The sequence below is a fragment of the Sphaerisporangium sp. NBC_01403 genome (assembly GCF_045040145.1).
In the GTDB taxonomy this organism is placed as follows: Bacteria; Actinomycetota; Actinomycetes; order Streptosporangiales; family Streptosporangiaceae; genus Sphaerisporangium; species Sphaerisporangium viridialbum.
In genome coordinates this window covers 9,102,522-9,127,356 of the sequence record NZ_CP109534.1, presented here as the reverse complement: position 1 = coordinate 9,127,356, position 24,835 = coordinate 9,102,522, and the positions used below count along the sequence as shown (strand labels likewise).

Sequence of the window (24,835 nt, the reverse complement as noted above, 5' to 3'; positions counted from 1 at the left end):
TGTCGTTGTTAGGTCAGGGGCGGCATCCTGGGGGTCCGCACGGAACTGGAGATGGCTGATGAGGAATCCGCGACGCCTGGCGCTGCCGGGCCGCACCGTACGGCTGCGCTTCACCGCCCTGTACGGCGCCCTGTTCCTCCTGTCCGGCGTCGGGCTGCTGGCCGTGACCAACCTCCTGGCCCTCGGGTCGTCGAGGGTCACAGTTGGCGCCCCGAACCAGCCGGTCCAGCAGTCCACGCTCGCGGCAGCCCAGGAGCACATCCGCCTGCTCCAGGCTCAGCTGTCGGAGGTGCACACGGACCAGTCGCGCCAGCTCCTGATCGGCTCGGTGCTGGCGCTCGCCCTGATGGCCGTGGTGTCGGTCGTGCTGGGCCGGGTCGTCGCGGGCCGGGTGCTGCGCCCGTTGCGGACGATCACCGCGGCCACGCGGCGGATCTCCGCCGACAACCTGCACGAGCGGCTGGCCGTGCCGGGTCCCGCCGACGAGGTGAAGGACCTCGCCGACACCATCGACGGCCTGCTGGAACGGTTGGAGGGCTCCTTCGCCGCGCAGCGCCGGTTCGTCGCCAACGCCTCCCACGAGCTGCGCACCCCGCTGGCGACCATGCGGGCGTCGCTGGACGTGGCCGTCGCCAAGCCCGATCCCGTACCGGCGCAGACGCTCGCGCTCGCGGACCGGCTCCGCACCGAGCTGGACCAGGTCGACCGGCTTCTGGAAGGTTTCCTCACGCTCGCCCGCACCCAGCACGGCGCCCTGTCCGACCGCGCGACGATCTCGCTCGGCCGCGTGGTGTCCGCCGCCCTGGACGCCCGGGCCGCCGACATCACAGACAGGAACCTGACCGTCGACGACGGCGAGGTCCATGACGCCGCCTGGACGCAGGGAAGCCGCACGCTCCTGTCCCGTCTGGTCGACAACGTGATCGACAACGCGATCACCCACAACCACGACGGCGGCTGGATCCGGGTAGCCGCCACGGCCGACGACGCGACGGCGCGGCTCATCGTGGAGACGGGCGGGGAAGTCCTCGACCAGGAGCAGCTCGCGCGGCTGGCCCAGCCGTTCCAGCGGCTCGGCGCCGACCGCACCGGCTCCGACACCGGCTCGGGGCTGGGCCTTTCGATCGTCGCGGCCATCGCCACAGCGCACGGCGGCAGCCTCGATCTAGATGCCCGGCGCGAGGGCGGCCTCCGGGTCGCCATCTCCCTGCCTCTGGCGGCCGTGCAGGCAGGTGTCCCGGCGTGAGGGTGCTGGTGGTCGAGGACGCCCGCGCCCTGGCCGCCGTCCTGGCCGAGGGTCTACGCGACCAGGGCATGGCCGTGGACGTGGCGCATGACGGCCTGGAGGCCGCGGCCAAGCTCGACCTCAACGCCTACGACGTGGTCGTCCTCGATCGCGACCTGCCGGGAATCCACGGCGACACCCTCTGCCAGATGATCATCGATCGGGACGACCGCGTCATGGTCCTGATGCTGACCGCGGCCGGCTCGCCCGGCGACCGGGTCAGCGGCCTGACCCTTGGGGCCGACGACTACCTCGCCAAGCCCTTCCACTTCCCCGAGCTGGTCGTGCGCATCAGGTCCCTGGCCCGCCGCCGGCCCTTCGCCCGCCCCCGCACCCTGCGCGCGGCGGGCATCGAGCTCGACCCCCTGCGCCGCACCGCCACCCGCGACGGCCTCGGGCTCGACCTGTCGGTCAAGGAGTTCGCCCTCCTCGAAGCCCTCCTGCGCGCCGCCCCCGCCTTCCTCAGCACCGAGGACCTGCTCGAACAGGTGTGGGACGAGCACGCCGACCCGTTCACCAACACCGTCGCCGTCACCATCGGCCGCCTGCGTCGCAAGCTCGGCGACCCGCCGGTCATCACGACCACGCCCGGCGTGGGCTACCGCGTCACCGGGCCGCCCGGCTAGGCCACCTCACCCCGGCTCGTGGTCGTCGAGCAGGCCCGCGTCGTGCACGAGGAGCGCGATCTGGACGCGGTTGTTCAGGTCGAGCTTGGTGAGAATGCTGGAGACGTGCGTCTTCACCGTGGGGACGCTGAGGTGCAGCACGGCCCCGATCTGGGCGTTCGACCGGCCATGGCCGACGGCGACGGCGACCTCGCGCTCGCGGCCGTTCAACAGCGCGATGCGGCCCCTGGCGTGGGCGCGGCGCCGGTCCTGACCCGACTCGGCGACCCGGGCGATGAGGCGCCGGGTCACCGCCGGGGACAGCACCGGGTTGCCCCGCGCCACCCGGCGCACCGCGTCCACGATCTCGTCCGGCGGGGTGTCCTTGAGGAGGAAACCGGCGGCCCCCGCGCGCAGGGCACGCAGGACGTGCTCGTCGGCGTCGAAGGTCGTCAGCACGATGACCTCGGGCGCGTGGCGGCGGGCCCGCAGGGCCTCGGTCGCGGCCAGCCCGTCCATCACGGGCATCCGGACGTCCATCAGGACCACCTCAGGGCCGTGCCGGTCGACCAGGGGAATCACCTCGGTGCCGTCACCGGCCTCGGCGACCACGCGGAGGTCCGGGGCCCCGCCCAGCATCATCGCCAGCCCGGCGCGCACGAGCGGATCGTCGTCGACGATGAGCACGCCGACCGTCGAGGCCTCCGATGGGGTCATGCCGGCCAGGGTAACCAGGCCGACAGCGACCAGCCACCCGCGGCGGTGGGCCCGTGCTCCAGGCGCCCGCTCGCCAGGGCGACGCGCTCCGCCAGCCCGACCAGCCCTTGCCCGGACCAGGCGTTCGCCGTGGACGCGGGTCCGGAGTCCGGAACGGGGTCCGGGGCGGGCGCGATGGCAGGGGTGCCGGCGGGGGGCGGAGTGGGGTTGGTGTTGCGGACCTCGACGGTCAGGCCCCGGCCCGGCTCCCCTGTCACCCGCACGCTGACCTCGGCCCCCGGGGCGTGCTTGCGTGCGTTGGTGAGAGCCTCCTGCACGATGCGGTACGCGGTGCGGCCCACCCCGTCGGGGACGGTGCCGCCGGTCTCCTCGCGCAGGTCCACCCGCATCCCGGCCCGTACGGACTCGGCGGCGAGCTGCCTGATGTCGGCGAGGGTGGGCTGGGGAAGCTCGCCGACCGGCGCGCGCAGGACGCCGATGACCTCACGCAGATCCTGCAACGCCTGGTGGGCGCTCTCGCGGATCACCTTGGCGGCGCGGGCGATGTCCTCGGCGGGGGCGTCGGGGCGGAACTCCAGCGCGCCGGCGTGCACGCTGAGCAACGACAGCCGGTGACCGAGCACGTCGTGCATCTCCCTGGCGATCGCCTCGCGGGCATGGTGCTGGGCCTGCTCCGCGCGCAGCCGGGCCTCGGTCTCGGCGCGGACGGCCCGGTCGCGCAGCGACAGCACGAGCCTGCGCCGGTTGTGGATGAACAGGCCCCAGCCGACCGCGGCACCGTAGATGGCGATGCCCAGCGTGAACAGCAGCAGCGCGGATGTGTCCGGCTCGGGGCGCACCACGACGTAGGCGACCGTGGCCAGGACGCTCAGAACGGAGACGGCCGCCGTGGTCCGCGGGCGCCGGTGCACCGCGACGGTGAACAGCGCCACCACCGTCGCACCGGCCACCAGCTCCGAGAACGCCGATACGGCCGCCAGCGCGACGGCGAGCCCGACCGGGTGGCGGCGGCGCAGCCACAGCGCGGCGCAGCCCAGCACCCCGGAGAGCTGGTCGAGATTGAACAGCCACTTCGGGACCGGCAGCGAGGACGCGTCCAGACGCGTGGCGGACGTCACGACCCCGTAGGCGACCGCGAGCAGGAACAGGACGGTGTCGACGACCCAGTCGCGGCGGCTGCGCCGGTACGGACTGCTCGCGGGGGGATCCACTCTCCCGAGGCTACCGATCCGGCGGCCGGGACTCACGGGCCTGAACGGCGAGCGATACCTAAGTCGCGGCGGCCGATGCTTCGGTCGGCCGTGACATCCGAACGGCGATCCTTCGGTCGGTCGTGACGTCCGAACATCGATGCTTCGGTCGGCCGTGACGTGCGAACGGCGATGCTTCGGTCGGTCCTGGCGCTCCGGGGCCTTACGTCGGTCGGGCGGGGACATACCTGTGGCCGATCCGCCGCGGCGGCCCCGATCCCTAGCGTTGGACCATGCGCCAGCCCCTCCAGCTCCTGGGCCTGTTCCTGGTCCTCGAAGGCATCAGCGGAACGATCGACCACCTCGCCGTCCAGCCCTTCTTCGGCGTGATCCTCAACTTCTTCAACCGCGTCGTGATCCCCCGCGTGGACCTCCTGACGGGGTACGAGCTCTACGCGAACCTGAGCCTGGCGGTCCTGGGCCTGGTCCTGGTCATCGCCGCGGAACGCGCCCAGCCGTGACGAACGAGCCGTCCGGCGCATCCACCACCCCCGCGCGCCGCCGGTGTCGGTGACCTCGATCTCCAGCAAGTCGCCGAGCGAGCCCGGACCTTTCCGACCACAGCACTAACTCTCTTTCAGGCTTCGGTAGCGCCGGATCAGCGCGTTGGTGGAGGAGTCGTGGGCAAGCTCGGGCTCGGCGTCGCTCACCAGCTCCGGGGCGATCTGGCCCGCGAGCACCTTGCCCAGCTCGACTCCCCACTGGTCGAAGGAGTCGATGCCCCAGATCGTGCCCTGGGTGAACACGCTGTGCTCGTACAGGGCCACGAGCACGCCGAGCAGGTGTGGCGTGAGCCGCTCGGCGAGCAGCACGTTCGTGGGACGGTTGCCCTGCATGACCCGGTGGGGGGCGACGTCGGGGGCGGTGCCCTCGGCGCGGATCTCCTCCTCGGTCCTGCCGAAGGCCAGGGCCTGCGCCTGGGCGAAGACGTTGGCCGACAGCAGGTCGTGGTGGTCGCGCAGCGGGTTGAGGCTCTTGCCGAACCCGATCAGGTCGACGGGGATCAGCCTCGTGCCCTGGTGGATGAGCTGGTAGAAGCTGTGCTGGCCGTTGGTGCCCGGCTCGCCCCAGTAGACCGGCCCGGTGTCGTAGTCGACCTCGTGACCGTCGCGGGTCACGTGCTTGCCGTTCGACTCCATCGTGAGCTGCTGGAGGTAGGCGGGGAAGCGCTTCAGATACTGCTCGTACGGCATGACGCCGATGCTCTGCGCGTTGAAGAAGTTGACGTACCACACGGCGAGCAGGCCCATGATCACCGGCAGGTTCTCGGCGAGCGGCGCCGTGCGGAAGTGCTCGTCCATCTCGTGGAAGCCCGCCAGCATCTCGCGGAAGTGCTCGGGGCCGATGGCGAGCATGGTCGACAACCCGATGGCGGAGTCCATCGAGTAGCGGCCGCCCACCCAGTCCCAGAAGCCGAACATGTTGGCCGTGTCGATGCCGAACTCCGCGACGCGGTCGGCGTTGGTGGACACCGCGACGAAGTGCCGGGCGATCGCCTCGTCGGTGCCCAGCTGGCCGATCACCCAGTCGCGTGCCGAGTGGGCGTTGGCGAGGGTCTCCAGCGTGCCGAAGGTCTTGGAGGAGACGATGAACAGCGTCTCGTCGGCGAACAGGTCGTGGGTCGCCTCCACGAAGTCGGTGGAGTCGACGTTCGACACGAAACGGAACGTCAGGTCACGCCTGCCGTAGTGGCGCAGCGCCTCGTACGCCATGACCGGCCCAAGGTCCGAGCCGCCGATGCCGATGTTGACGATGTTCTTGATGGGTTTGCCCGTGTAGCCCTTCCACTGGCCCGAGCGGACGCGCCCGGCGAAGTCGGCCATCCGGTCGAGGACCTCGTGCACCTCGGCGACGACGTCCGTGCCGTCCACGACCAGAGAGGAGCCCTTCGGCATCCGCAGCGCGACGTGGAGCACCGACCTGCCCTCGGAGGTGTTGATCGGCTCGCCCCGGAACATCATGTCCCTGCGCTCCTCCAGACCGGACTCCCGGGCGAGCTCCACGAGCAGGCGCAGCGTCTCGTCGGTGACGCGGTTCTTCGAGTAGTCGAGATACAGCCCGGCCGCTTCCGCGCACATGCGCTCACCACGCTCCGGGTCCTCGGCGAACAGCTCGCGCAGGTGGCGACCGCCGGTCTCGGCGTGGTGCTGCTCAAGGGCCTTCCACGAGGCACGGTCACGAAGTGGGACGGTGGGCATCGGTGGTTCCTCCGGTCACTGGCACGGTCTTGTAGGTAGATTCTTCACGCAATCGTCCCGGGCGGGCGCGGCTTTCGGCCCGGACGGCGGAGGGCGGGCTCACGGCCTGGCGGCTGGTGGATCGTCAGCTCGGGCACCGGGACCTCGGGGATCCGACGGGTGACCGCCCGCCCGTCGACCGAGAGCTCCTTGCCGTAGTGGGTCAGCGTCAGCGGCGGACCTTCCAGGAGCCGGTAGGTCGCCGAGCGGGGCGTGATGCCGACCCGCAGCAGGCGGCCGTGGTAGCGCAGCCGGAAGGCCAGCCGCGTGATGCCCGAGGGCAGCTTCGGGGCGAAGCACATCCGCCCCTGGCCCGAGCGCATCCCGCCGAAGCCGGCCACCAGGGCGATCCACGCCCCGGCCAGCGCGGCCAGGTGGATCCCGTCGACGGTGTTCTTCTCCAGGTCGTCCAAGTCCATCAGCGCCGCCTCGCCGAGGTAGCGGTAGGCGAGCTGGATGTGCCCCACCTCGGCGGCGACCACCGCCTGGGTGCAGGCGGAAAGCGACGAGTCGCGGACGGTCAGCGCCTCGTAGTACGCGAAGTCGCGGGCCTTCTGCTCGGGCGTGAACGCGTCGCCGCGCAGCTGTATCGCCAGCACCAGGTCGGCCTGCTTGACCACCTGCTTGCGGTAGAGGTCGAAATAGGGGAAGTGCAGCATCAGGGGGTACTGATCCGGCCTGATGGCGGCGAAGTCCCAGACCGCGTGGCTGGTGAAGCCCTCGCTCTGGGGATGCACACCGAGCCGCTCGTCATAGGGCACGTACATCGCGATGGCCGCGTCCCGCCACGTGGCCGCCTCCTCCAGGGTGACCCCGAGCTCCTGCGCCCGGTCGAGGTGACGGGTGGCCGTCTCGGCCGCCTCGCGCAGGTTCTGCTGGGCCAGCAGGTTGGTGTACACGTTGTTGTCGGCGACGGCGCTGTACTCGTCGGGGCCGGTGACGCCGTCGATGCGGAACCGCCCGTCGGCGTCGTGGTGGCCGAGGGCGCACCACAGCCGGGCCGTCTCGACAAGCAGCGGCAGGCCGGTGTCGCGCTCGAACCGCGTGTCCTCGGTGGCGTCGACGTACCGTACGACCGCGTAGGCGATGTCGGCGTTGATGTGGAACGCGGCGGTTCCGGCCGGCCAGTAGCCGGAACACTCCTCGCCGTTGATCGTCCGCCAGGGGAAGGCCGCTCCGCCCAGCCCGAGCTGGACGGCGCGATCCCTCGCCTTCGGGAGGATCGACTTCCGCCACGACAGCGCGTCGGCGGCGGCCCGGGGGTGAGTGTAGGTGAGCACCGGCAACACGAACATCTCGGTGTCCCAGAAGGCGTGACCGTCGTAGCCGTTCCCGGTCAGCCCCTTGCCGGGAATGGGGCGGTTCTCCAGACGCGCGGAGGCCTGCACCAGGTGGAACAGCCCGAAGCGGACGGCCTGCTGCACCTCGGGGTCCCCCTCGACCTCCACGTCGGCGCCGTCCCAGAACTTGTCGAGGAACCGCCGCTGGTCGGCCAGCAGGCCGTCCCAGCCGACCAGCCGGGCGGCGGCCAGCGCGGCGACGACCTGGTCGTGCATGGCGGGCCGGGAGCGCTTGGCCGACCAGCCGTACGCGAAGTACTTGACCAGCCGCAGCCGCTCGCCCGGCTTCAGCCGCGTGGCGACCGTCACGCGGCTGACGTCGCCGCTGCCCTGGGCCTCGATCAGCGTGCCCTCGGGACCGTCGACGTCGTGGCACATGGCGGCGGCCACCCGGAGGCGGCTGGCGCGGGTGGAGTGGACCATGATCGCCACTCCGGCGCTCGCCGGGAAGTTCTCCTCCAGGACCAGCGGCGACGTAAGGGCCGCGGCGGCGCGCGGGTCGCCGCCCGTGTACTCCACGGTCTCGTTGGCCACCAGCTCCGACTGCACGACCACACCGAGCGACCGGTCGACGGGCTCGACCTCGTACAGGATCGCGGCCACCGCCCGATGGGTGAACGACACCAGTCGCGTGGAGGTGACGCGCACCTCGGCCCCGGTCGGGGAGCTCCAGTGGACCTTGCGGGTCAGGGTGCCCGCGCGCAGGTCGAGGACCCGCTCATGCTCGTGCAGCGTGCCGTAGCGCACGTCGAACGGCTCGTCGTCGACCAGCAGCCGGATCAGCTTGCCGTTGGTGACGTTCACCACCGTCTGCCCGGACTCGGGGTCCCCGTACCCCGCCTCGGCGTGCGGCAGGGGCCTCAGCTCGTACACCGAGTTGAGGTAGGTGCCGGGCTGCCCGTACGGCTCGCCCTCGTCGAGGTTGGCGCGCAGGCCGATATGCCCGTTGGACAGCGCGAACACCGACTCGGTCTGCGCCAGAAGATCCAGATCGAGGCTGCACTCCCGCACCGCCCAGGGCTCGACCGTGAACGCCGGATGCTGGATCATCCAGGTTCCAGCAGCTCGGCGAGGTCGGTGACCACGATGTCGGCGCCGTGCTCGCGCAGCGCGTCCGCCTGCCCCACCCGGTCGACGCCGACGACGAACGCGAACCTCCCCGCGCGGCCGGCCGCCACGCCCGCCAGCGCGTCCTCGAACACCGCCGCCTCCGAGGGCTTGAGCCCGAGCGCCTCCGCGCCCGCGAGATACATGTCCGGCGCGGGCTTGCCGGCGAGGTGCCGCTCATGGGCCACCACGCCGTCGACGCGCGCCTCGAACAGGTCGGCGATGCCGGCGGCGGCCAGCACCCTCGCCGTGTTGGCGCTCGACGACACGACCGCTCTGTGCAACCCCGCGTCCCGCACGGCCTTCACGTACCGCACGGACCCCGGGTACACCTGCACGCCGTCCCTGTCCATGATGGCTTTCACCAGCGCGTTCTTGCGGTTGCTCAGCCCGTACACGGTCGGCGCGCCGGGCTCGTCCTCCGGCGACCCCTCGGGCAGGGTGATGCCCCGCGAGGCCAGGAAGCTCCTCGTCCCGTCCAGGCGCTGTTTCCCGTCGACGTAGCGGTCGTAGTCGGCCGTCGCGTCGAACGGCACGAACGGCTCCCCCGTGCGCTCGGCCCTTGCCCGCAGGAACTCGTCGAACGTGGACTTCCACGCGGCGGCGTGCACCGTCGCGGTGCGCGTGAGCACACCGTCCATGTCGAACAGACACCCCCGCACCCCATCAGGCAACCCGAGCATCGACCCCCCCGACCATGATCTCCTCCCGTACGTACCCACCTACGGCTTCGCCATCTCGGGCCGTCGCGGTCGAGTGGGCTGCTCCGGGGCGCCCGGGGTGGTCAGCCTGGTGAGCGGCGCAGGCCGAGTGCCGCGGTCTCGATGCGGTCGCGGGCCTCAAGGAGGCGGGCGGCGATGTCCTTCTCCCGCTCGGCGGTCAGCCGTGAGATGGGCACCGAGCAGCTGATGGCGTCCCTGGGCGGGTCGGTGATGCGCACGGCGACGCCGAAGCAGCGCAGCCCTTCGGTGTTCTCCTCGCGGTCGACGGCGTACCCGCGCTTGCGCACTCGGCGAAGGTCGGCGAGGAGCCCGCCGAGATCGACGATCGTGTGCCGGGTCAGGGAGGGAAGCTCGGCGGGAAGCAGGGCGCACACCTCGTCCTCCTCGCGGGCCGCCAGGATCGCCTTGCCGAGCGAGGTGGTGCCGGCAGGCAGGCGCCGGCCGACCCGGGAGTACGGGCGGAGGTAGTGGCGGGACGCGCGGGTGGCGAGATAGACGATGTCGAAGTGGTCGAGCCGCCCCAGGTGGACCGTCTCGCCGGTGGACTCCGCCAGCCAGTCGAGGGCATCGTGGGCGAGCCGCACCACGGGGTCGCCGTCGATGTACGTCGCTCCGACGAGCAGGGCCCGCATGCCGATGCGGTAGAGCGTGCCGGTGGCGTCGGTCTCGATCCAGCCGAGGTGGACCAGCGTCCGCAGGAGCGCGTGCAGGCTGCTCTTCGGATAGCCGAGCTTGCCCTGGAGGTCGGTGAGGCTGTGCAGGCCCGGATACTGCGCGAAGAAGTCGAGCAGCTCCACCGTCCGGAGCGCCGATTTCACGTGGGGTACTGGTTCAGCCATTTGAGCCTTCCTGACGCGCCTGTCCGCGTTCTATTGTCAGCCCACCCGGCCTGTCCGGCCGCCGGTCATCTCTGGTGAAACGGGTACGGCTCGCGCCCCCGCGCTGGGCGCGAGCCGTACACCTGGCGGAAGGTCGCCCCCGTCAGGGGGTGACGGGGATGTTCGTCAGGCCCTTGCCTCCGGTGGAGGTGTTGGAGGCGTAGACCACGTTCTTGGCCGCGCAGGACGACTGGTTGTTGACGAAGATCGCGTACCCGGGCGCGCCACCGATGGTGAAGTCGTTCGACCGGAACACGTTGCCGCAGCCGTAGGGCGAGTAGACGGTCTGGACGCGGACGCCCTCGGTGTAGGGGTTCACTCCCGTGTTGGACTCGATGGTGTACCCGTCGCCCTTGACGTCGAGCCAGCTGTCACCGGAGTTGACGTTCTGCTCGCCGGTGCCGTCGAAGTGGTTGCCCTTGATGACGCCGCCGCTCGTCCCCTCCTTGATGTCGATGGCCTCGGCCGCGACGTTGGGGCCGATCGTGTTGTTCAGCACCTGCACGTTGTTCGTGCGGTCGATGCCGTCGGAGCCGCCGAAGCACGACCAGTTGCTGTTGGCCGAGCCGAGGTAGACGCCCTCGCCGTATCCGGGCTGGACCAGGCCGGTGTCGGTCACGGTCGAGTTCTTGATGACGCCGTCCGAGCTGCCCTTGCGGAAGTGGACGCCCTCGTCCTGGGTGTGGTGGACGTAGAGCCCGTCGATCACCGTGCTCTTGGCGCCGTCCATGACGACGCCCTTCTTGGAGTCGCGCACCGTGAAGCCGGTGAGGTTCCAGAAGCTCGCGCCGTTGAGGTAGAGCCCGTACTGCAGGTGGCCGTTGGGGCAGCCGCTCCCGGCGCCCGGCAGGTCGTTCTCGATGATCGCGTTGCGGGAGCCCGCGAGGGTGATGCGCTTGCTCGACGTGCCGGACGCCGTGATCACGAACTCGTCGTGGTAGACGCCGTCGGCCAGCTTGATGGTGTCTCCCGGCTGGGCGTCCGCGATGGCGGCCTTGAGCTGGGCGGGGGTGGCGACGTTGACGGTACGGCCGCCGGCGGGAGGCGTCACAGTGGGAGTGGGGGTCGGGGTCACGGTGGGAGTGGGGGTCGCGCTCGGGCCGCCGCCGGGGCCGTACAACTCCAGCTCGTTCACGGTGAAGCCGCTGCTGCCCGCGTACTGGCTCAGGTAGAGCTGGAGGTAGCGGGTGGTGACGTCCACGGCGACCTCGTCGGTGCCGCCGTCGAGTCCGGTGCCGTCCTGGAAGGTGGACCAGCCGGAGCCGTCGCTGGACTTGCGGAACTTGTACGACGTCCCGTAGCCGCTGCCCCACTTCACCGCGATCTTGGTGATGCGCTGCGCCGTACCGAGGTCGACGGAGAGCGTGGCGGGCTTGGCGGTCGTGGACTGCCAAGCCGTGGCCGGGTCGCAGTCGGCGGCCCTGGCGGCGGTGGAGGTGTTGGAGGAGGCGGTGACCGTCTTGCCGCACGCCAGGTTCCCGCCGCCCGGCGGCGTCACGGTTGGCGTGGGCGTCGGGGTCACCGTCGGCGTCACCGTGGGCGTGGGCGTGGGCGTGGTGGTGGCGGACTTCAGGAAGAGCGAGCCGGTCGTGTCGGTCTTGGACGCGTTGACGCCCGCGTCGGGCGCCGTGGAGTAGTCCGCCGTCTCACGCGAGGCCCAGTCGGGGATCGTCGTCCCGCCGATCGCCAGGTGCTGGAACGCCGAGGCGTCCGTCGAGCCGCTGCCGAACTGGTAGATCCGCTGCCTGTCGGCGTAGTAGTCGGTGTACGTCCCGCCGGCGGTGAGCTGCTTGCGCATGGCGTTGCCGTAGAAGACGTTCTGGGGGCCGGACGAGCCCGACCACTTGACCGCCTTCGGCCCGGCGGCCCACCAGATCGGGTACCACGTGGAGTTGTCCGGCACGCCGGTTCCCGTGTCGCCCTCCTCGCCGCAGTTGGACCGGCAGTTCTTGGAGGCGTGCTCGAACGGCACGCTCACGGTGTTGCCCTCGAACAGGTTGCGGTGCTCCCAGCCACCATGCAGGTTGAGGTCGGAGTCGAAGTCGTTGCCGAGCGCCACGTTGTCCGACGCCGACCACTGGAAGGTGAAGTGCCGCAGGTTCCGGGTGGTGTTGTACGCGTACAGCGAGTCCCAGACGCGGGAGCCTTGGAAGTAGCCGTTGCCGCCCTTGCCCTTGTTCCAGGCGCCGTCGAGGGAGCTTTCCTGGACCTGGACGTTCTTGGCGTTCTCGGTGACGATCGGATGGGAGCCGGTCATGTGCGTGTTGACGTGCCGGATCCACGAGTTGACCGCCCACTTGAGCACGATGCCGTGCATCTCGTACTCGGGTGCCATGTTGCCGTAGTTGTGCACGGCGTCGGCCTCGTTCAGCGCGTAGGTGCCGCCGACCAGCTTCGGCAGCCCGGCCATGTCCTGGGTGATCCCCAGGTCCTCGATGCCGACGCCCTGGACCACCTTGAGCGGGGTGACGCGGCTCGGGTAGACCGTCCCGCCGATCGCCGCCGAGCCGTCTGAGGTGGAGTCGACGGGCAGATCCCACTCCAGGGGCTTGTCGATCGTGACGGTCCTGTTCGCCGTGTCCACCGCCGTGATCTGGAAGATCTGCTGCCGCATGTGCATGTTGAGGTACTGCGAGGAGTCGGTGATCGTCTGCTGCTGGTAGAACTTGGCCGAGTTCGCCGCCCCGACCCACAGGTAGCCGCCGGCCTTGAAGGGGGTCATGGTCGCGTTCGACGCCAGCGAGATGACCTTGCTCCCCGCCGCGGACGCCTGCCTGAGCGCGACCCCGCCCGCCCAGTGCTGGTTGACGCTGCCCTCGAACAGGTCCTTCCTGTTGGCGGGGGCGGCGGCGTAGTCGCTCGCGTACTTGGCGGAGACCTCACGGGTCTGCACGCGGAACAGGCCACGGCCGGGCCAGATCCAGCCGCCCTTGCCGGCACCGGAGGTCATGCCGTCCTCGTCCCAGTCGCCGCCGTCCGGCGTGAGGGCGTCGTACCGGGTGTCGAGGCCGGGCCGGAAGACGAGCGTCGTCTGGTCGGCCCCGGCTCCCTTGATCAGCAGGTAGTCGGCGTCGAGACCGAGCTGGCGGGTGACGTCGAGCCGCCCGGCGGGCAGGGTGATCAGCGACAGCTTGGTGTAGCCGGCCGAGGGTGAGCAGGTGGTCCTCACGAAGTCGATCGCCTGCTGCAGGCCCGCGGAGTCGTCGGCTCCGTCACCGGGTTTCACGCCGTACGTTGAGGCGAGCTCGGCGGGGGTGATCTGGCAGGTGGCGTCCGGGTTGATGTCGGCGGAGCCTGGGAGCGCTGCGCCGCCCCGGTACCCGGCCTTGCTCCAGTCGGGCAGCCCGGCGATCGGGGCGCGCCGGTTGGCGCTGGTCAGGTCAGGGACCTGGGCGGCGGCCTGTAGGGCTGCCGCGTTCGTCGCCGGGAAGGCGAGGACCGCGGAGGCCGCGGCCAGGGCGGCGGCCGCCAACGCGGCCGTCAATCGGTACGTGTGCATGGTGTCGCGGTCCTTGGGGGATGGCCCGGCCCGGAGCGACGCCATCGATCGCTCCGGGACTCGGGCGGCGGGGGGCAGGAGGTTCCGCGCGGTGCCGTGAAAGGTAACCCTCCTAACGAACTCTGGTCAAGATGGTGAACGGAGTTCATATACGTGAATGGCTGTCATCCCCTTGGGACACCCGACGACCTCTCAGGCGCGCGGGCGGCCGTCCACCCGCTGGGGTACGCCGAGCGGGTTGCCGTCCCGCAGTTCGCAGGGGAGCAACCCGGGGGGCCAGTCCTGGTAGGCCACCGGGGCCAGCCACCGCCTGATGGAGGCCGCTCCGACCGAGGTGTGGGCCGGAGTGGTCGACGCGGGCCAGGGGCCACCGTGGTGCATGGCCCAGCAGACCGCGACCCCGGTCGGCCAGCCGTTCCAGATCAGCCTTCCGGCGAGCCGCTGGAGGACCGGGACGATGCCGCGGGCCTCCTCTGGGTCCGCCGCGTGGACGGTCGCGGTCAGCGATCCCGGCAGCCGCCGCAACACCGCCGGAAGATCGGACGAATCCTGATATTTCACAATTATTGCGGCAGGACCGAAACACTCCTCCGCCAGCTCAGGCAACCCGTCCGCGAACGCCTCCAGGTCCGCGGCGAAGACCCGGGGCGTCACCGCGTCCTGACCGGCCCCGGGACCGCCACTCGCGAGCACGGCCACCCCCGTGCCCGGCCCGGCCCGCTTCGCCAGCCGCTCGACACCGTGCAGGTAGCCGTCGCGGATCTTGGCGGTGAGCATCACGCCGCCGGTGGTCGCGGCAACGGCCGCGCCGATGGCCTGCTCGAACCCGCTTCCCTCGGGGACGAAGACCAGGCCGGGGTTGGTGCAGAACTGACCGACGCCGAGCGTCAGCGAGGCCGCGAACCCGGAGGCCACCGCGGAGGGATCGGCCGATGGCAGCACGACGACCGGGTTGACGCTGCCCAGCTCGCCGTAGAACGGGATCGGGTCCGGCCGGTCGTTGATCAGGGCCTGGACGGCCCTGCCGCCCGCTTGCGAACCGGTGAAGCCGACCGCCGTCACGAGCGGGTGCCGCACGAGCGGGGCTCCGGCGTCGAAGCCGTGCACGAGCCCGAGGAGATCCGGGTCCGGCAGGGCCTGCCGTACGACGGCGGCGGTCAGGTCCGAGGTACGCGGATGACCCTCGTGGGCCTTGACCACCACCGGGCAGCCCGCCGCGAGCGCCGAGACTGTGTCGCCGCCCGCCACGGAGAACGCGAACGGGAAGTTGCTCGCGGAGAACACCGCGACGACCCCGATCGGATGGTTCATCCGGCGCACGTCGGGCCGCGGAGGGGTCGCCCGCGGATCGGCGTGGTCGATCACCGCCTCGACGTGACCACCGTCCCTGAGCACCCCGGCGAAGAGCCTGAACTGCGACGCCGTACGGGCGATCTCGCCGCGCAGGCGCACCTCGCCGAGGTGGGTCTCCGCGTCGGCCGCCGGCCAGAGCTCGCCGGCATGCTCCAGCAGCGCGTCCGCGACACGCTCCAGCACCAGCGCACGCTCCGAGGCCGGGGTCGCGCGCCACGCCACCCCTGCCGCCGCCGCCCGTTCCACCGCCGCGTTCACGGTCTGAGCCATGGTCACCGCTTCCGTGTTGTGAGATTGTCGACATGGAGCTCGGGGCGGCAGAACGAGCCGCCCAGCAGCGAATGGGCGAGGTCGCCGGGGTCCGGCTCTCCGTGCTCGGCGATGATCTCCTCCGCGTAGACCTCGGCGTCGTCCTTGGGCTCGTAGCCGATGGCGCGGCCCTCCACGAGGGACCACCGGCGACGGGTGTTGGCGGAGACGCCCCAGACCACGTGGAACCCCTCGGCGGCCAGCGCGGCCTCGACCAGGCGGGCGCAGTCGTCGGGAGACAGCCAGGTGGAGAGCATGCGCGGCTCCTTCGGCCTCGGGAAGCACGAGCCGATGCGCAGGCACGTCACGGCCAGCCCGTACCGGTCGTGGTAGAGCGAGCCGAGCGCCTCCAGTGCGACCTTGCCGACGCCGTAGAAGGTGTCGGGTCGCGGGAACAGGTAGTCGGGCGCCTCGGCCGTCACCCGGTGGAACCCGGCGGCATGGTTGCTGCTCGCCAGGACGACGTGCCGGATCCCGGCCCCGCGGGCGGCCTCGAGCACCACGTAGGTGCCGTTGATGTTGACCTCCAGGATGTCCGCCCACGGCTGTTCGAGGCTGTGGCCGCCCAGGTGGAGCACGGCGTCGACGCCGTCCATGGCCTTGGCCATCGCGTCCGGATCGGTGATGTCGGCCGTCATCGCCTCCTCCCCCGGCCCGGGTTCGACGGGGACGATGTCGAGCAGGCGCAGCACCCGGCCCTCCTGGGCCAGCCTCGGCCGGAGCTGGGTGCCGACGCCGCCCGCGGCGCCGGTCATGAGAATTCGCATGTGCCTCCTGTCAGGCGTGTACTTCGGCCAGTGGTGTGCTTGCGATCAGGTCAGTGCGGACGGGACGATTCGGCCGGGGGGCTTCATCCTCGGCAGAGACCACGCGTGTCGCCGAGGCCTCTGGATGTGTCCGTGACGTGTCCGTGTCTTTTCCGGCATGTCGCGAAAGCTTGACACCACCGGGGCCGATTCTTACAGTTGCCGCAATTCGTTCACAAATCTGACCTGAATTCACATACATGAATCGAGTGGTCGAATGCCCCCCTTCGCCCGCCTCGCCGGTGGACTGATCGTCCTGGTCGCCGCCACCGCCTGCGGTTCCTCGGGATCCTCCTCCGACAACGCCCTTGAGATCTGGACCCGCTCGACCAAGGACTCGGCCAAGGTCTACGAGAAGGTCCAGGCCGCGTTCACCAAGAAGACCGGGATAACGATCAAGTACGTCCCGGTGTACGAGAACTTCGAGCAGAAGATCCAGCAGGCGGCCGCCGCCAGGAAGCTTCCGGACGTCGTCATCACCGACTCCGGCCTGCTCGGGCCGGCCGTCTCGCAGGGCATCGTCGGCACCGTCGACAAGGCGTCGATCGCGGGGACCGACCAGATCGTCGACCGGGCGTGGAGCCAGGCCACCGGCGCGGACGGCAAGCTGCACGCCATCCCGTTCTCCACGCAGGCGATGGCGCTGTTCATCCGCAAGGACTGGCGCGAGAAGCTCGGCAAGCCCGTGCCCAAGAGCTGGGACGACCTGGTCGCGCTGGCCAAGGACTTCCAGACGAAGGACCCGGACGGCAACGGCCAGGCCGACACCTACGGCATGCTGGCGCCCGCCTCGACCCAGCGCGGGTACACCGCGTGGTGGGCCTCGTCGTTCATCTGGGAACAGGGCGGCGACTTCCTCACCCAGGCAGGGCCCGGCAAGTTCACCTCCGCCGTCGACTCGCCGCAGACGGTCGAGGCGGTCACCAAGCTGCAGGACCTGTTCTGCAAGGACAAGGTGGTGGTGCCCGGCGCGCTCACGCTGATCACCGACGACGCCCACCCGTTCTTCGAGAAGGGCCAGGCGGGCATCTACCTCACCGGCCCGTACATGATGGGCCGCTTCGACAAGAACCTCGGCAAGGACAAGTACGAGGTCGTGCCCCTGCCACAGGGCCCCGGCGGGGCCACCGTCCTCGGCGAGGGCGAGAACATCTACCTGATGGCGGGCTCCAAGCACGCCGACGTCCAGAAGAAGCTCGCCGAGTTCCTCGTCTCCGCCGAGGGACAGCGCATCGGCATGAACGGCACGCTGCCCAACCCGGTCGTGCGCATCCCGGTCAACAAGACCGTCGACCTCATGGCCGAGCGCAAGGACGAGAGATGGTCGCTGATCTCCAAGGTCTACCAGGACTCCGGCCGGACGTTCCCGCAGGTGCCCAACTGGCAGCCGTTCCGCCAGAAGACCTCCGAGACGCTCAACTCGGTCTTCGCCACCTGCACGGGTGACGTGCGGGGCGCGCTGACCAAGCTGGCGGGCGAGTACCGGACCGAGCTCGCCAACCAGAAGGTCGCCGGATGATGAGCGCCCTCCGCACGGCACGCGCCGAGGGCGGGAGCCGTACGGGAACCGGGGCGGCGGGCCATGCGCGGCCGCCCCGGCGGAACCTCGGGCGCGGCCTGATCCCCTGGCTGTTCCTGGCTCCCGCGCTCGTGATCTTCATCTACTTCAAGTACATCCCGATGGCGCGCGGCCTCTGGATGAGCTTCTTCAAGGTCCAGCCGTTCCTCGGCGACGAGTGGCTCGGGCTGGACAACTACCGGCGCGTCTTCACCGAGGACTCGTTCCGCGCGGCCATGGGGCACACGATCGTCCTGGCCGTGTGCCAGACCGTCGGGGCGATGCTCGTCGGGTTCGTGCTGGCGCTGCTGCTCGAAGGCAAGGCGCGCACGCTGTGGTTCGTCAGGTCGGCGGCGTTCCTCCCTGTCGTGTCGGCCATCGCGGTCGTCGGCGAGGTCTGGCGGCTGCTGTACTTCCCCGGCGACCACGGCATGCTCAACACGCTGCTCGGCGTACTCGGCTTCGGCCCTGAGAGGTTTCTCGACGACCCGGACACGGCGCTGTGGTGGGTGATCGTCGTCGGCATCTGGAAGAACGCGCCGTACGACATGATGATCATCCTTGCCGGGCTGGCGGGCATCGACAGACAGTACTACGAGGCCGCCGCGCTGGACGGGGCGAACCTGCGCCAGCGCATCCGCAACGTCACGATCCCGGCGCTGCGGCCGGTCATCACGATCCTCGTCACCCTGGCCTGCATCCGGGGACTCCGCGTCTTCACCGAGGTCTTCGTGCTCACCGGCGGAGGTCCGGCGGGCTCCACCGACGTCGTGATGACGCGGATCTACTCGCTCGGCTTCGAGGCGAACGACCTCGGCTTCGCGTCGGCGGGCTCGGTGCTGCTGTTCCTCACCACGCTGATCCTGACCGTGACCATCACGCTCTACCGAAGGCGGAGGGAGACGTAGGTGTTCGACACCGCACTCGGCTGGGGCTGGGGCCGGAAGCACCCGGTCGCCTCGGTCACCCGGCTGCTGCTGTACACGGCCGTCGTCATCGTGTTCTGCGGGCCGCTGCTGGCCGTCTTCTCCGGGGCCTTCGACGACGCGTCCGACCCGAGCAGGATGTCGCTGTTCCCGCGCAAGCCCACCCTGGACAACTTCACCGCCGCCACCGACCAGGGCCTGTGGCACTTCTTCGCCAACTCGGTGTTCATCGCCGGGGGCGCGCTGCTGCTCCAGGTCACGGTCAGCGTCTTCGCGGCCTACGCCCTGGCGCGCAAGCGCTTCCGCGGGCAGGCGTTCGTGCTGCTGGCGATCCTCGCCACGATGATGCTGCCCGAGGAGGTCATCGCCATCCCGCTCTCGCTGGTCCTCGGCGATCTGCCGCTCCTCGGGGTCGACCTGCGAGGCACGCTGCTCGGCGTGATCCTCCCGCTCGGCGGCTGGGGTTTCTCCATTTTCGTGCTCAGCGAGTTCATGAAGGAGATCCCCGCGGAGCTGGAGGAGGCCGCGCGCGTGGACGGTGCGAGCGAGATGCGGATCTTCGGGCAGATCATCCTGCCGCTGTGCCGCCCGGCGCTCGGGGTGATAGTCATCTTCGGCTTCAACATGATCTGGGACCAGTACCTGTTGCCTCTGATCGTGGCGGAGACCCCGGACGACTACACGCTCACCGTGGCTCTCGCCTCGCTGCGCTCGGACCCCAGCGTCGGGCCGGGCGCGCTGCTCGCCGGATCACTGCTCGCCCTGCTGCCCAGCCTCGCCGTCTACCTCGCCTTCCAGCGCACCTTCCTGTCGGGCCTGGTGGCCGGCGCCGTGAAGGGATGACCCCCGAACCGGCATGAGGTCGCATCCGTACGGCGATCTCAGACGTCGGCATGAGATCGCACCGGTACAGCGATCCCATGACGTCGGCATTCGCACGAACACGACCCGCGATAACAAAGATTGAGTGAATAAATGCGTCTTGATGGTGTTCTGTTCTTCCCGATCACCCCGTTCGCCTCGGACGGCCGCCTCGACGAGGAGGCCCTGCGGCAGCATGTCGAGCGGGGCGTCAGCCATGGCGCGGGCGGGGTCTTCGCCGCGTGCGGCACGGGAGAGTTCAACGCCCTCGGCCTTGACGAGTACGAGCGGGTGGTGCGGATCTCGGTGGAGGCGACGGCCGGGCGGGTCCCGGTGTTCTCCGGCGCGGGCGGCTCACTGCCGTTCGCCCGGTCGTGCGCCGAGGCGGCCTCCCGGGCGGGGGCGGACGGCCTGCTCCTGCTCCCGCCGTACCTGGTGAGCGCCCCGGCGGAGGGCCTCGTGAACTACTTCCACGAGGTGACCACGGCGACGGACCTGCCGGCCATCGTCTACCAGCGCGGCAACGCCCGGTTCACCCCGGCGTCCGCCGTCGAGCTCGCCCGGCTGCCGAACGTCATGGGTTTCAAGGACGGACTCGGGGATCTCGACCTGCTCCAGCGGATCATCCTGGCCGTGCGGCAGGCCACGGATCGCGAGTTCACCTTCTTCAACGGGCTGCCCACCGCCGAGATGACGGTCCTCGCCTACCGTGGCATGGGCGTCAGCCTGTACTCCTCGGCTGTCTTCTGTTTCGTGCCGGAGGTCGCGCTGGGCTTCCACAAGGCGGTCACGGCCGGCGACGACGAGCTGGTCCGGCGCCTGCTGGGCGAGTTCTACCGTCCGCTCGTGGAGCTTCGCGACCTCATGCCGGGCTACGCGGTCGCGCTCGTCAAGGCGGGCGTCACGCTACGCGGGCTGGCCGCGGGCCCGGTCCGCCCGCCGCTGCTCGACGCGGCCCCCGAGCACGTCGCCCGGCTCGAACGGCTTATCGCCCGGGGATTGGAGATCGTCGGATGCTGATCCGCGAGATCCGCGTCACCCCGGTGGCCTTCCGGGACCCGCCGCTCCTCAACGCCGCCGGCGTGCACGGGCCGTGGGCGCTGCGCACGATCGTCGAGGTCGTGACCGACGAGGGCATCACCGGGCTCGGCGAGACCTATGGCGGCCTCGCCCACCTGGAGAAGGTGCGCGCGGCAGCCCGCCTGCTCACAGGTCTCGACGTGTACCACCACAACGCGATCTACACGGCGGTGGCCGCGTCCGTCGGCGTGGAGGTCCTCACCGAGCAGCACGGGATGACCAGCGCGTCCACGCACGAGAAGACCGTGGACCGCGTGTTCTCCCCGTTCGAGGTGGCGTGCCTCGACATCAGGGGCAAGGCGGAAGGACGTCCCGTCGTCGACCTCCTCGGCGGCAAGGTCAGGGACGCCGTGCCGTACAGCGCCTATCTGTTCTACAAGTGGCCCGGCCATCCCGGCGCGCCGGCGGACTCCTTCGGCGCCGCGCTCGACGCCGCCGGGCTGGTCGAGCAGACGCGCCTGCTCATCGACCGGTACGGCTTCCGCTCCATCAAGCTCAAGGGCGGCGTTCGTCCACCGGATGAGGAGGCCGAGGCGATCCTCGCGCTGCGGGAGGCGTTCCCGGAACACCCCCTGCGGCTCGACCCCAACGCCGCCTGGACCGTGGAGACCTCGGTCGAGGTGGGCCGGATGCTGGACGGCGTCCTTGAGTACCTGGAGGACCCGACCCCCGGCATCGAGGGCATGGCGAGCGTCGCACGCCGCGTTCCCATGCCGCTGGCCACGAACATGTGCGTGGTCACCCCCGAGCACCTCCCCTCGGCCATCCGGCAGGGTGCGATCGGCGTACTGCTGCTCGACCACCACTTCTGGGGCGGGCTGCTCCGCTCGTCGCACATCGCGACGATGTGCTCCACGTTCGGCATCGAGCTGTCGATGCACTCCAACTCCCACCTCGGCATCAGCCTGGCCGCGATGACGCACCTGGCGGCGGCCACCCCCGCGATCAGCCACGCCTGCGACACCCACACGCCGTGGCAGGACGGCCAGGACGTGGTCGCGCCGGGCGCGCTGCGCTTCGTCGACGGGGCCGTCCCCGTGCCCGGCGGCCCGGGGCTGGGCGTCGAGCTCGACCGCGACGCCCTAGCCGTCATGAACGAGCGGTACGAGACGTGCGGGGTCCGCTCGCGCGACGACACGGCCTACATGAAGACCTTCGACCCGTCCTTCTCCTCCCGGAGGCCACGCTGGTGAACGTCGTCTACGCCTACCCCTGGGACCTCGTCGGCGACGCTCGGGCGGCCGGGCGGCTCAAGGCGCTCGGCGCCGACTCCGTGGCGCTCGCCGCGTCCTACCACACGACCCGGGCGGCGACCCCTCTTCATCCCGCGCATCGGCTGGTCGACGCCCGGCACGCCGCCTGTTACGTGCCGATCCGGAAGGAGGCGTGGAAGGGAAGCCGTCTGGTTCCCGGCACGCCATCCTGGATGGCGTCGGGCGACCCGTTCGGCGAGGCCCGTGACGCGCTGCGCGCCGAAGGGCTGCCCGTCCACGCATGGACGGTCCTCACCCACAACACGCTGCTCGGCTCGGCCAACCTCGACCTGGTCGTCAGGAACGCCTTCGGCGAGCCGTACCCTTACGCGTTGTGCCCGGCGTCGGCGGATGTGCGCGACTACTGCCGGACGCTCGTCCAGGAGGTGGTCGAGCTCGGGGAGCCGGACGCGCTGATCCTGGAGGCCTGCGGGCCGCTCGGGTTCCGCCACGGCGGCCACCACGAGAAGACGGACGGCACCGACTGGTCCGCCGTCCAGATGGCGCTGCTGTCCCTCTGCTTCTGCACGGCGTGCGCCTCCCGCTACGAGCGGGCCGGGCTCGACGTGGCCGAGCTTCGCTCCCGTGTCCGTGCGGGCGTCGACGGCTCCCCCGCGTCGGTGGAGGACGCCCTGCGCGACCTGACGGAAGCCGTACGGGATCTGCGAACCGGACTGGCCGGTGAGTTGCGCGACCTGCTCGTCACGCGGGCCCGGTCGATGCGGCCCGGCATCCCGATCGCCCTGCACGCCAGCGCCGACCTCTGGGCCACGGGTCCCTTCGCGACCGTTCCCGAGGGTGTGGACGTGGACCTGCTCATCGGCAACTGCTGGAACGCCCCCGAGGTGGACGAGGCCGGACTGCGTGCGCTCGGGCGGCTGGGCCCGAGGGTGGGCGCGTACGTCCTCGCCCTCCCCCCGAGGCCCGCGGACGGTGCGGCCCTCTCCAGGCTGGCCGAGAGGTACACCGCCGCGGGCGCGCAGGAGATCCACTGGTACCACGGCGGCCTCGCCTCGGCCGCCCGCCTGGAGGCGATCACCGAAGCCATCCGCTGACGACCGCCCGTTCAGTCAGCGGAGGTAGGACTCCACCGCGTCCGCGGCGCGGTGGACACCTCCGTGCGCACGTACCGACGTACGGATCTCGGCCAGCCGTGCGCCCACCTCAGCCGAGCCCGCGACCGACTCGACCGCGGCACGCAGCGTCGCCGCGGTGACCTCCTCGGCGGGCAGGTGACGTCCGACGCCGAGTTCCTCAAGCGTCGCCGCGTTGCCGAACTGGTCCACGGCCTGGGGAATCGCCACGGTCGGGACGCCGAACCACAGCGACTCGGCGCACCCGCCCATCCCCGCGTGCGTGACGAAGGCCGAAGCCTCCGCGAGCACGGCCAGCTGTGGCACCGTGCGATGCACCTCGATGCCCTGCGGGATCGGGCCCAGATCCGCCAGGTCGACACGCTTGCCCACGGCCAGCACCACGTGCCAGTCCGAATCCGCGAAGCCCTCGATACACGCCCGGTAGACGTCGAGCTGGTCGGTGTAGGCGGTGCCGAACGACACGAGCAGCACCCGCTCGCCCTTCTCCGGCGGCGTCCAGCTCGCGTCGGCCAGCCGGTCCGGATCCAGGCAGGGCCCCACGAACCGTACGTTCGGCGGCACCCGGCCGGCGTTGGGCTGCATCGCCCGGGGGATCAGGCAGAGGATGTGCTCGGGGTTCGTCAGCCAGTCCCACGTGTCCCGCTCGATGCCGTTCTGCCGCAGCCACGCGTTGTACGCCGCGTGGTAGCTCCTGCCGGAGTCCGACGTCCGGATGGCGTGGAGGGTCTCGGCCAGGTCGTCCTCGTAGCCGTCCCAGGCGACGTACGTGGGAGAGAGTTGCACTGCGGGGATGCCGTACCGCACGGCCAGCACGGGCGCGGGCAGCCCGCCGATGTCGTAGAGCAGGAGGCCGGGCCGGTCGTCGTCGTAGCGTTCTACGAGGCGCGGCAGCACCGCGATCGCCTCGTCGAGGAAGACCCGCATGGCCGACGCCGGGTCGTCCGGCCAGCTCTCGTCGCCGGTCGGGAGCAGCGAGGGGTGGGGAACGACTTCGGCGCCGGTGGGCTCGACCAGCCCCGCCAGGTTCTCACCGACCGCGTAGCTCACCCGGTGTCCCCTGGAGACGAGCTCCCTGATGACCCCCAGCGAGGGGTAGATGTGGCTCGGCGCAGTGCAGCCGATCATGGCGATGTGTTCGCGCGTACGCATGATGTCCTGTCGGATTCTCGAAGGAGCGTGTTCCGACGGCGCGCAGGAGCGGATCCCGTACGAGGGGATGACTCAGAAGGGGCCGCCCGACGGCGAGCAGGCCCGGCGGTCGCGCCGCCTCAGGCGCGGCGCATGCGAATCGAGTCGATCATGCGCCCAACCCTAGCCCACCCCACCGGCGACGGCCACCCCACGCATGGCGCCCCCGGATCCCTGCCAAGCGGTCTAATTGACAGATAGAGCTCGCATCCTTGGTGGGCTTTCAGACCGTCAGAAATATGCGTGCACTACCGCACCGGAATGCCCAAGCGGCGCTTCCGCCGAGTCCGCCGATAGGATCCGTACACAACGGCACAAAAGACCGAAACACCCTGGGGGTCGCCTCCGTGGACCTGAACTACTACCAGACCCTCATAGCGGTGGCCGACGACTCCCCCGTCACCGAGAGCGTGGTCCCCCAGAGCCGAGGCGCCGGAAAGACCATCGCCGTGGTGCAGTACGAGCTGCTGGCCGGCAGCCCGTACGTCTACACGCAGGAAGACGTGCTGTTCGAGTCCTGGTTCCGGCGCCAGAACCTGCCGGACGCTTCGGAGCAAGAGGTCGCCAGGCTGCGCGACGAGTTCTTCTCCAGGTCACAGGCCTGCCTGCGGGCCTCGCCGCTGCCGAAGAAGTACGGCTGGGGCCTGGCCTTCGACACCGAGGGCAGGGTGGCGCTCTGCCCGATGGACTCCACGGAGTACCAGGCCCTGCTGGCCGACGACGGCACGAAGGTGCTCAAGGCCATGCGCTCCAGCCGCCTCTGA

The 24,835-nt window shown here is 70.6% G+C and carries 20 protein-coding genes; 10 read left to right on the top strand and 10 right to left on the bottom strand.

Annotation, left to right across the window (positions count from 1 at the left end; translation table 11 throughout):
- The first annotated feature begins 58 nt into the window (after window positions 1-58).
- The gene (locus OG589_RS41150; protein WP_405144160.1) at window positions 59-1,246 is read left to right on the top strand and encodes a sensor histidine kinase; all 1,188 of its coding nucleotides are present in this window, start codon (window positions 59-61) and stop codon (window positions 1,244-1,246) included.
- A complete protein-coding gene (locus OG589_RS41145; RefSeq protein ID WP_405144159.1) occupies window positions 1,243-1,911 on the top strand; it encodes a response regulator transcription factor in 669 nt (222 codons plus the stop codon). The genes OG589_RS41150 and OG589_RS41145 overlap by 4 nt, the downstream gene beginning before the upstream one ends.
- A gap of 6 nt (window positions 1,912-1,917) precedes the next feature.
- Here OG589_RS41145 and OG589_RS41140 read toward each other — a convergent pair whose 3' ends face one another.
- A complete protein-coding gene (locus tag OG589_RS41140) occupies window positions 1,918-2,607 on the bottom strand; it encodes a response regulator (protein WP_405144157.1) in 690 nt (229 codons plus the stop codon).
- Complete coding sequence (locus tag OG589_RS41135; RefSeq protein ID WP_405144155.1) at window positions 2,604-3,818, bottom strand: histidine kinase; 1,215 nt, start codon at window positions 3,816-3,818, stop codon at window positions 2,604-2,606. Before OG589_RS41135 ends, OG589_RS41140 begins: the two co-directional genes overlap by 4 nt.
- Window positions 3,819-4,090: 272 nt before the next feature.
- Here OG589_RS41135 and OG589_RS41130 point away from each other — a divergent pair, with 272 nt between their 5' ends.
- Window positions 4,091-4,318, top strand: coding sequence for a hypothetical protein (locus tag OG589_RS41130; protein ID WP_405144153.1), 228 nt, complete (start codon window positions 4,091-4,093; stop codon window positions 4,316-4,318).
- Window positions 4,319-4,423: 105 nt separating this feature from the next.
- On the opposite strand, the gene pgi is transcribed toward OG589_RS41130, so the two are convergent.
- The 7 genes from pgi to OG589_RS41095 form a co-directional block, all read right to left on the bottom strand.
- The gene (pgi, locus tag OG589_RS41125; RefSeq protein WP_405144151.1) at window positions 4,424-6,055 is read right to left on the bottom strand and encodes a glucose-6-phosphate isomerase; all 1,632 of its coding nucleotides are present in this window, start codon (window positions 6,053-6,055) and stop codon (window positions 4,424-4,426) included.
- A 44-nt stretch (window positions 6,056-6,099) separates the two neighbouring features.
- Window positions 6,100-8,484, bottom strand: a complete 2,385-nt coding sequence (locus tag OG589_RS41120) for a glycoside hydrolase family 65 protein (protein WP_405144149.1) — start codon at window positions 8,482-8,484, stop codon at window positions 6,100-6,102.
- Complete coding sequence (locus tag OG589_RS41115; RefSeq protein WP_405144147.1) at window positions 8,481-9,224, bottom strand: HAD family hydrolase; 744 nt, start codon at window positions 9,222-9,224, stop codon at window positions 8,481-8,483. Before OG589_RS41115 ends, OG589_RS41120 begins: the two co-directional genes overlap by 4 nt.
- Window positions 9,225-9,325: 101 nt before the next feature.
- Window positions 9,326-10,102 carry an IclR family transcriptional regulator gene (locus OG589_RS41110; RefSeq protein WP_405144145.1) on the bottom strand — a complete coding sequence of 259 codons (777 nt, stop codon included), beginning with the start codon at window positions 10,100-10,102 and terminating at the stop codon, window positions 9,326-9,328.
- Between the two features lie 142 nt (window positions 10,103-10,244).
- Window positions 10,245-13,685 (bottom strand): discoidin domain-containing protein, encoded by a 3,441-nt coding sequence (locus tag OG589_RS41105; RefSeq protein WP_405144143.1) that lies wholly within the window; start codon window positions 13,683-13,685, stop codon window positions 10,245-10,247.
- Window positions 13,686-13,832: 147 nt separating this feature from the next.
- A complete protein-coding gene (locus OG589_RS41100; protein WP_405144141.1) occupies window positions 13,833-15,263 on the bottom strand; it encodes an aldehyde dehydrogenase (NADP(+)) in 1,431 nt (476 codons plus the stop codon).
- A gap of 2 nt (window positions 15,264-15,265) precedes the next feature.
- Complete coding sequence (locus tag OG589_RS41095) at window positions 15,266-16,069, bottom strand: NAD-dependent epimerase/dehydratase family protein (RefSeq protein ID WP_405144140.1); 804 nt, start codon at window positions 16,067-16,069, stop codon at window positions 15,266-15,268.
- Between the two features lie 256 nt (window positions 16,070-16,325).
- Between OG589_RS41095 and OG589_RS41090 the strand changes: the two genes are divergently transcribed.
- From OG589_RS41090 to OG589_RS41065, 6 genes are all read left to right on the top strand, one after another.
- Window positions 16,326-17,627 (top strand): ABC transporter substrate-binding protein, encoded by a 1,302-nt coding sequence (locus tag OG589_RS41090; protein WP_405144138.1) that lies wholly within the window; start codon window positions 16,326-16,328, stop codon window positions 17,625-17,627.
- Window positions 17,624-18,574, top strand: coding sequence for a carbohydrate ABC transporter permease (locus OG589_RS41085; RefSeq protein ID WP_405144136.1), 951 nt, complete (start codon window positions 17,624-17,626; stop codon window positions 18,572-18,574). The genes OG589_RS41090 and OG589_RS41085 overlap by 4 nt, the downstream gene beginning before the upstream one ends.
- Window positions 18,575-19,435 (top strand): carbohydrate ABC transporter permease, encoded by an 861-nt coding sequence (locus OG589_RS41080; protein WP_405144134.1) that lies wholly within the window; start codon window positions 18,575-18,577, stop codon window positions 19,433-19,435.
- A gap of 132 nt (window positions 19,436-19,567) precedes the next feature.
- The gene (locus OG589_RS41075; protein WP_405144132.1) at window positions 19,568-20,473 is read left to right on the top strand and encodes a 5-dehydro-4-deoxyglucarate dehydratase; all 906 of its coding nucleotides are present in this window, start codon (window positions 19,568-19,570) and stop codon (window positions 20,471-20,473) included.
- Window positions 20,467-21,726 carry a glucarate dehydratase family protein gene (locus OG589_RS41070; protein WP_405144130.1) on the top strand — a complete coding sequence of 420 codons (1,260 nt, stop codon included), beginning with the start codon at window positions 20,467-20,469 and terminating at the stop codon, window positions 21,724-21,726. The genes OG589_RS41075 and OG589_RS41070 overlap by 7 nt, the downstream gene beginning before the upstream one ends.
- On the top strand, window positions 21,723-22,841 hold the full coding sequence (locus tag OG589_RS41065) for a hypothetical protein (protein ID WP_405144128.1): 1,119 nt from the start codon (window positions 21,723-21,725) through the stop codon (window positions 22,839-22,841). Before OG589_RS41070 ends, OG589_RS41065 begins: the two co-directional genes overlap by 4 nt.
- Window positions 22,842-22,856: 15 nt before the next feature.
- On the opposite strand, the gene OG589_RS41060 is transcribed toward OG589_RS41065, so the two are convergent.
- On the bottom strand, window positions 22,857-24,032 hold the full coding sequence (locus OG589_RS41060) for a macrolide family glycosyltransferase (RefSeq protein ID WP_405144126.1): 1,176 nt from the start codon (window positions 24,030-24,032) through the stop codon (window positions 22,857-22,859).
- 386 nt (window positions 24,033-24,418) lie between these two features.
- Between OG589_RS41060 and OG589_RS41055 the strand changes: the two genes are divergently transcribed.
- Entirely contained in the window at window positions 24,419-24,835 is a 417-nt protein-coding gene (locus OG589_RS41055; RefSeq protein WP_405144124.1) for a DUF6157 family protein, read from the top strand.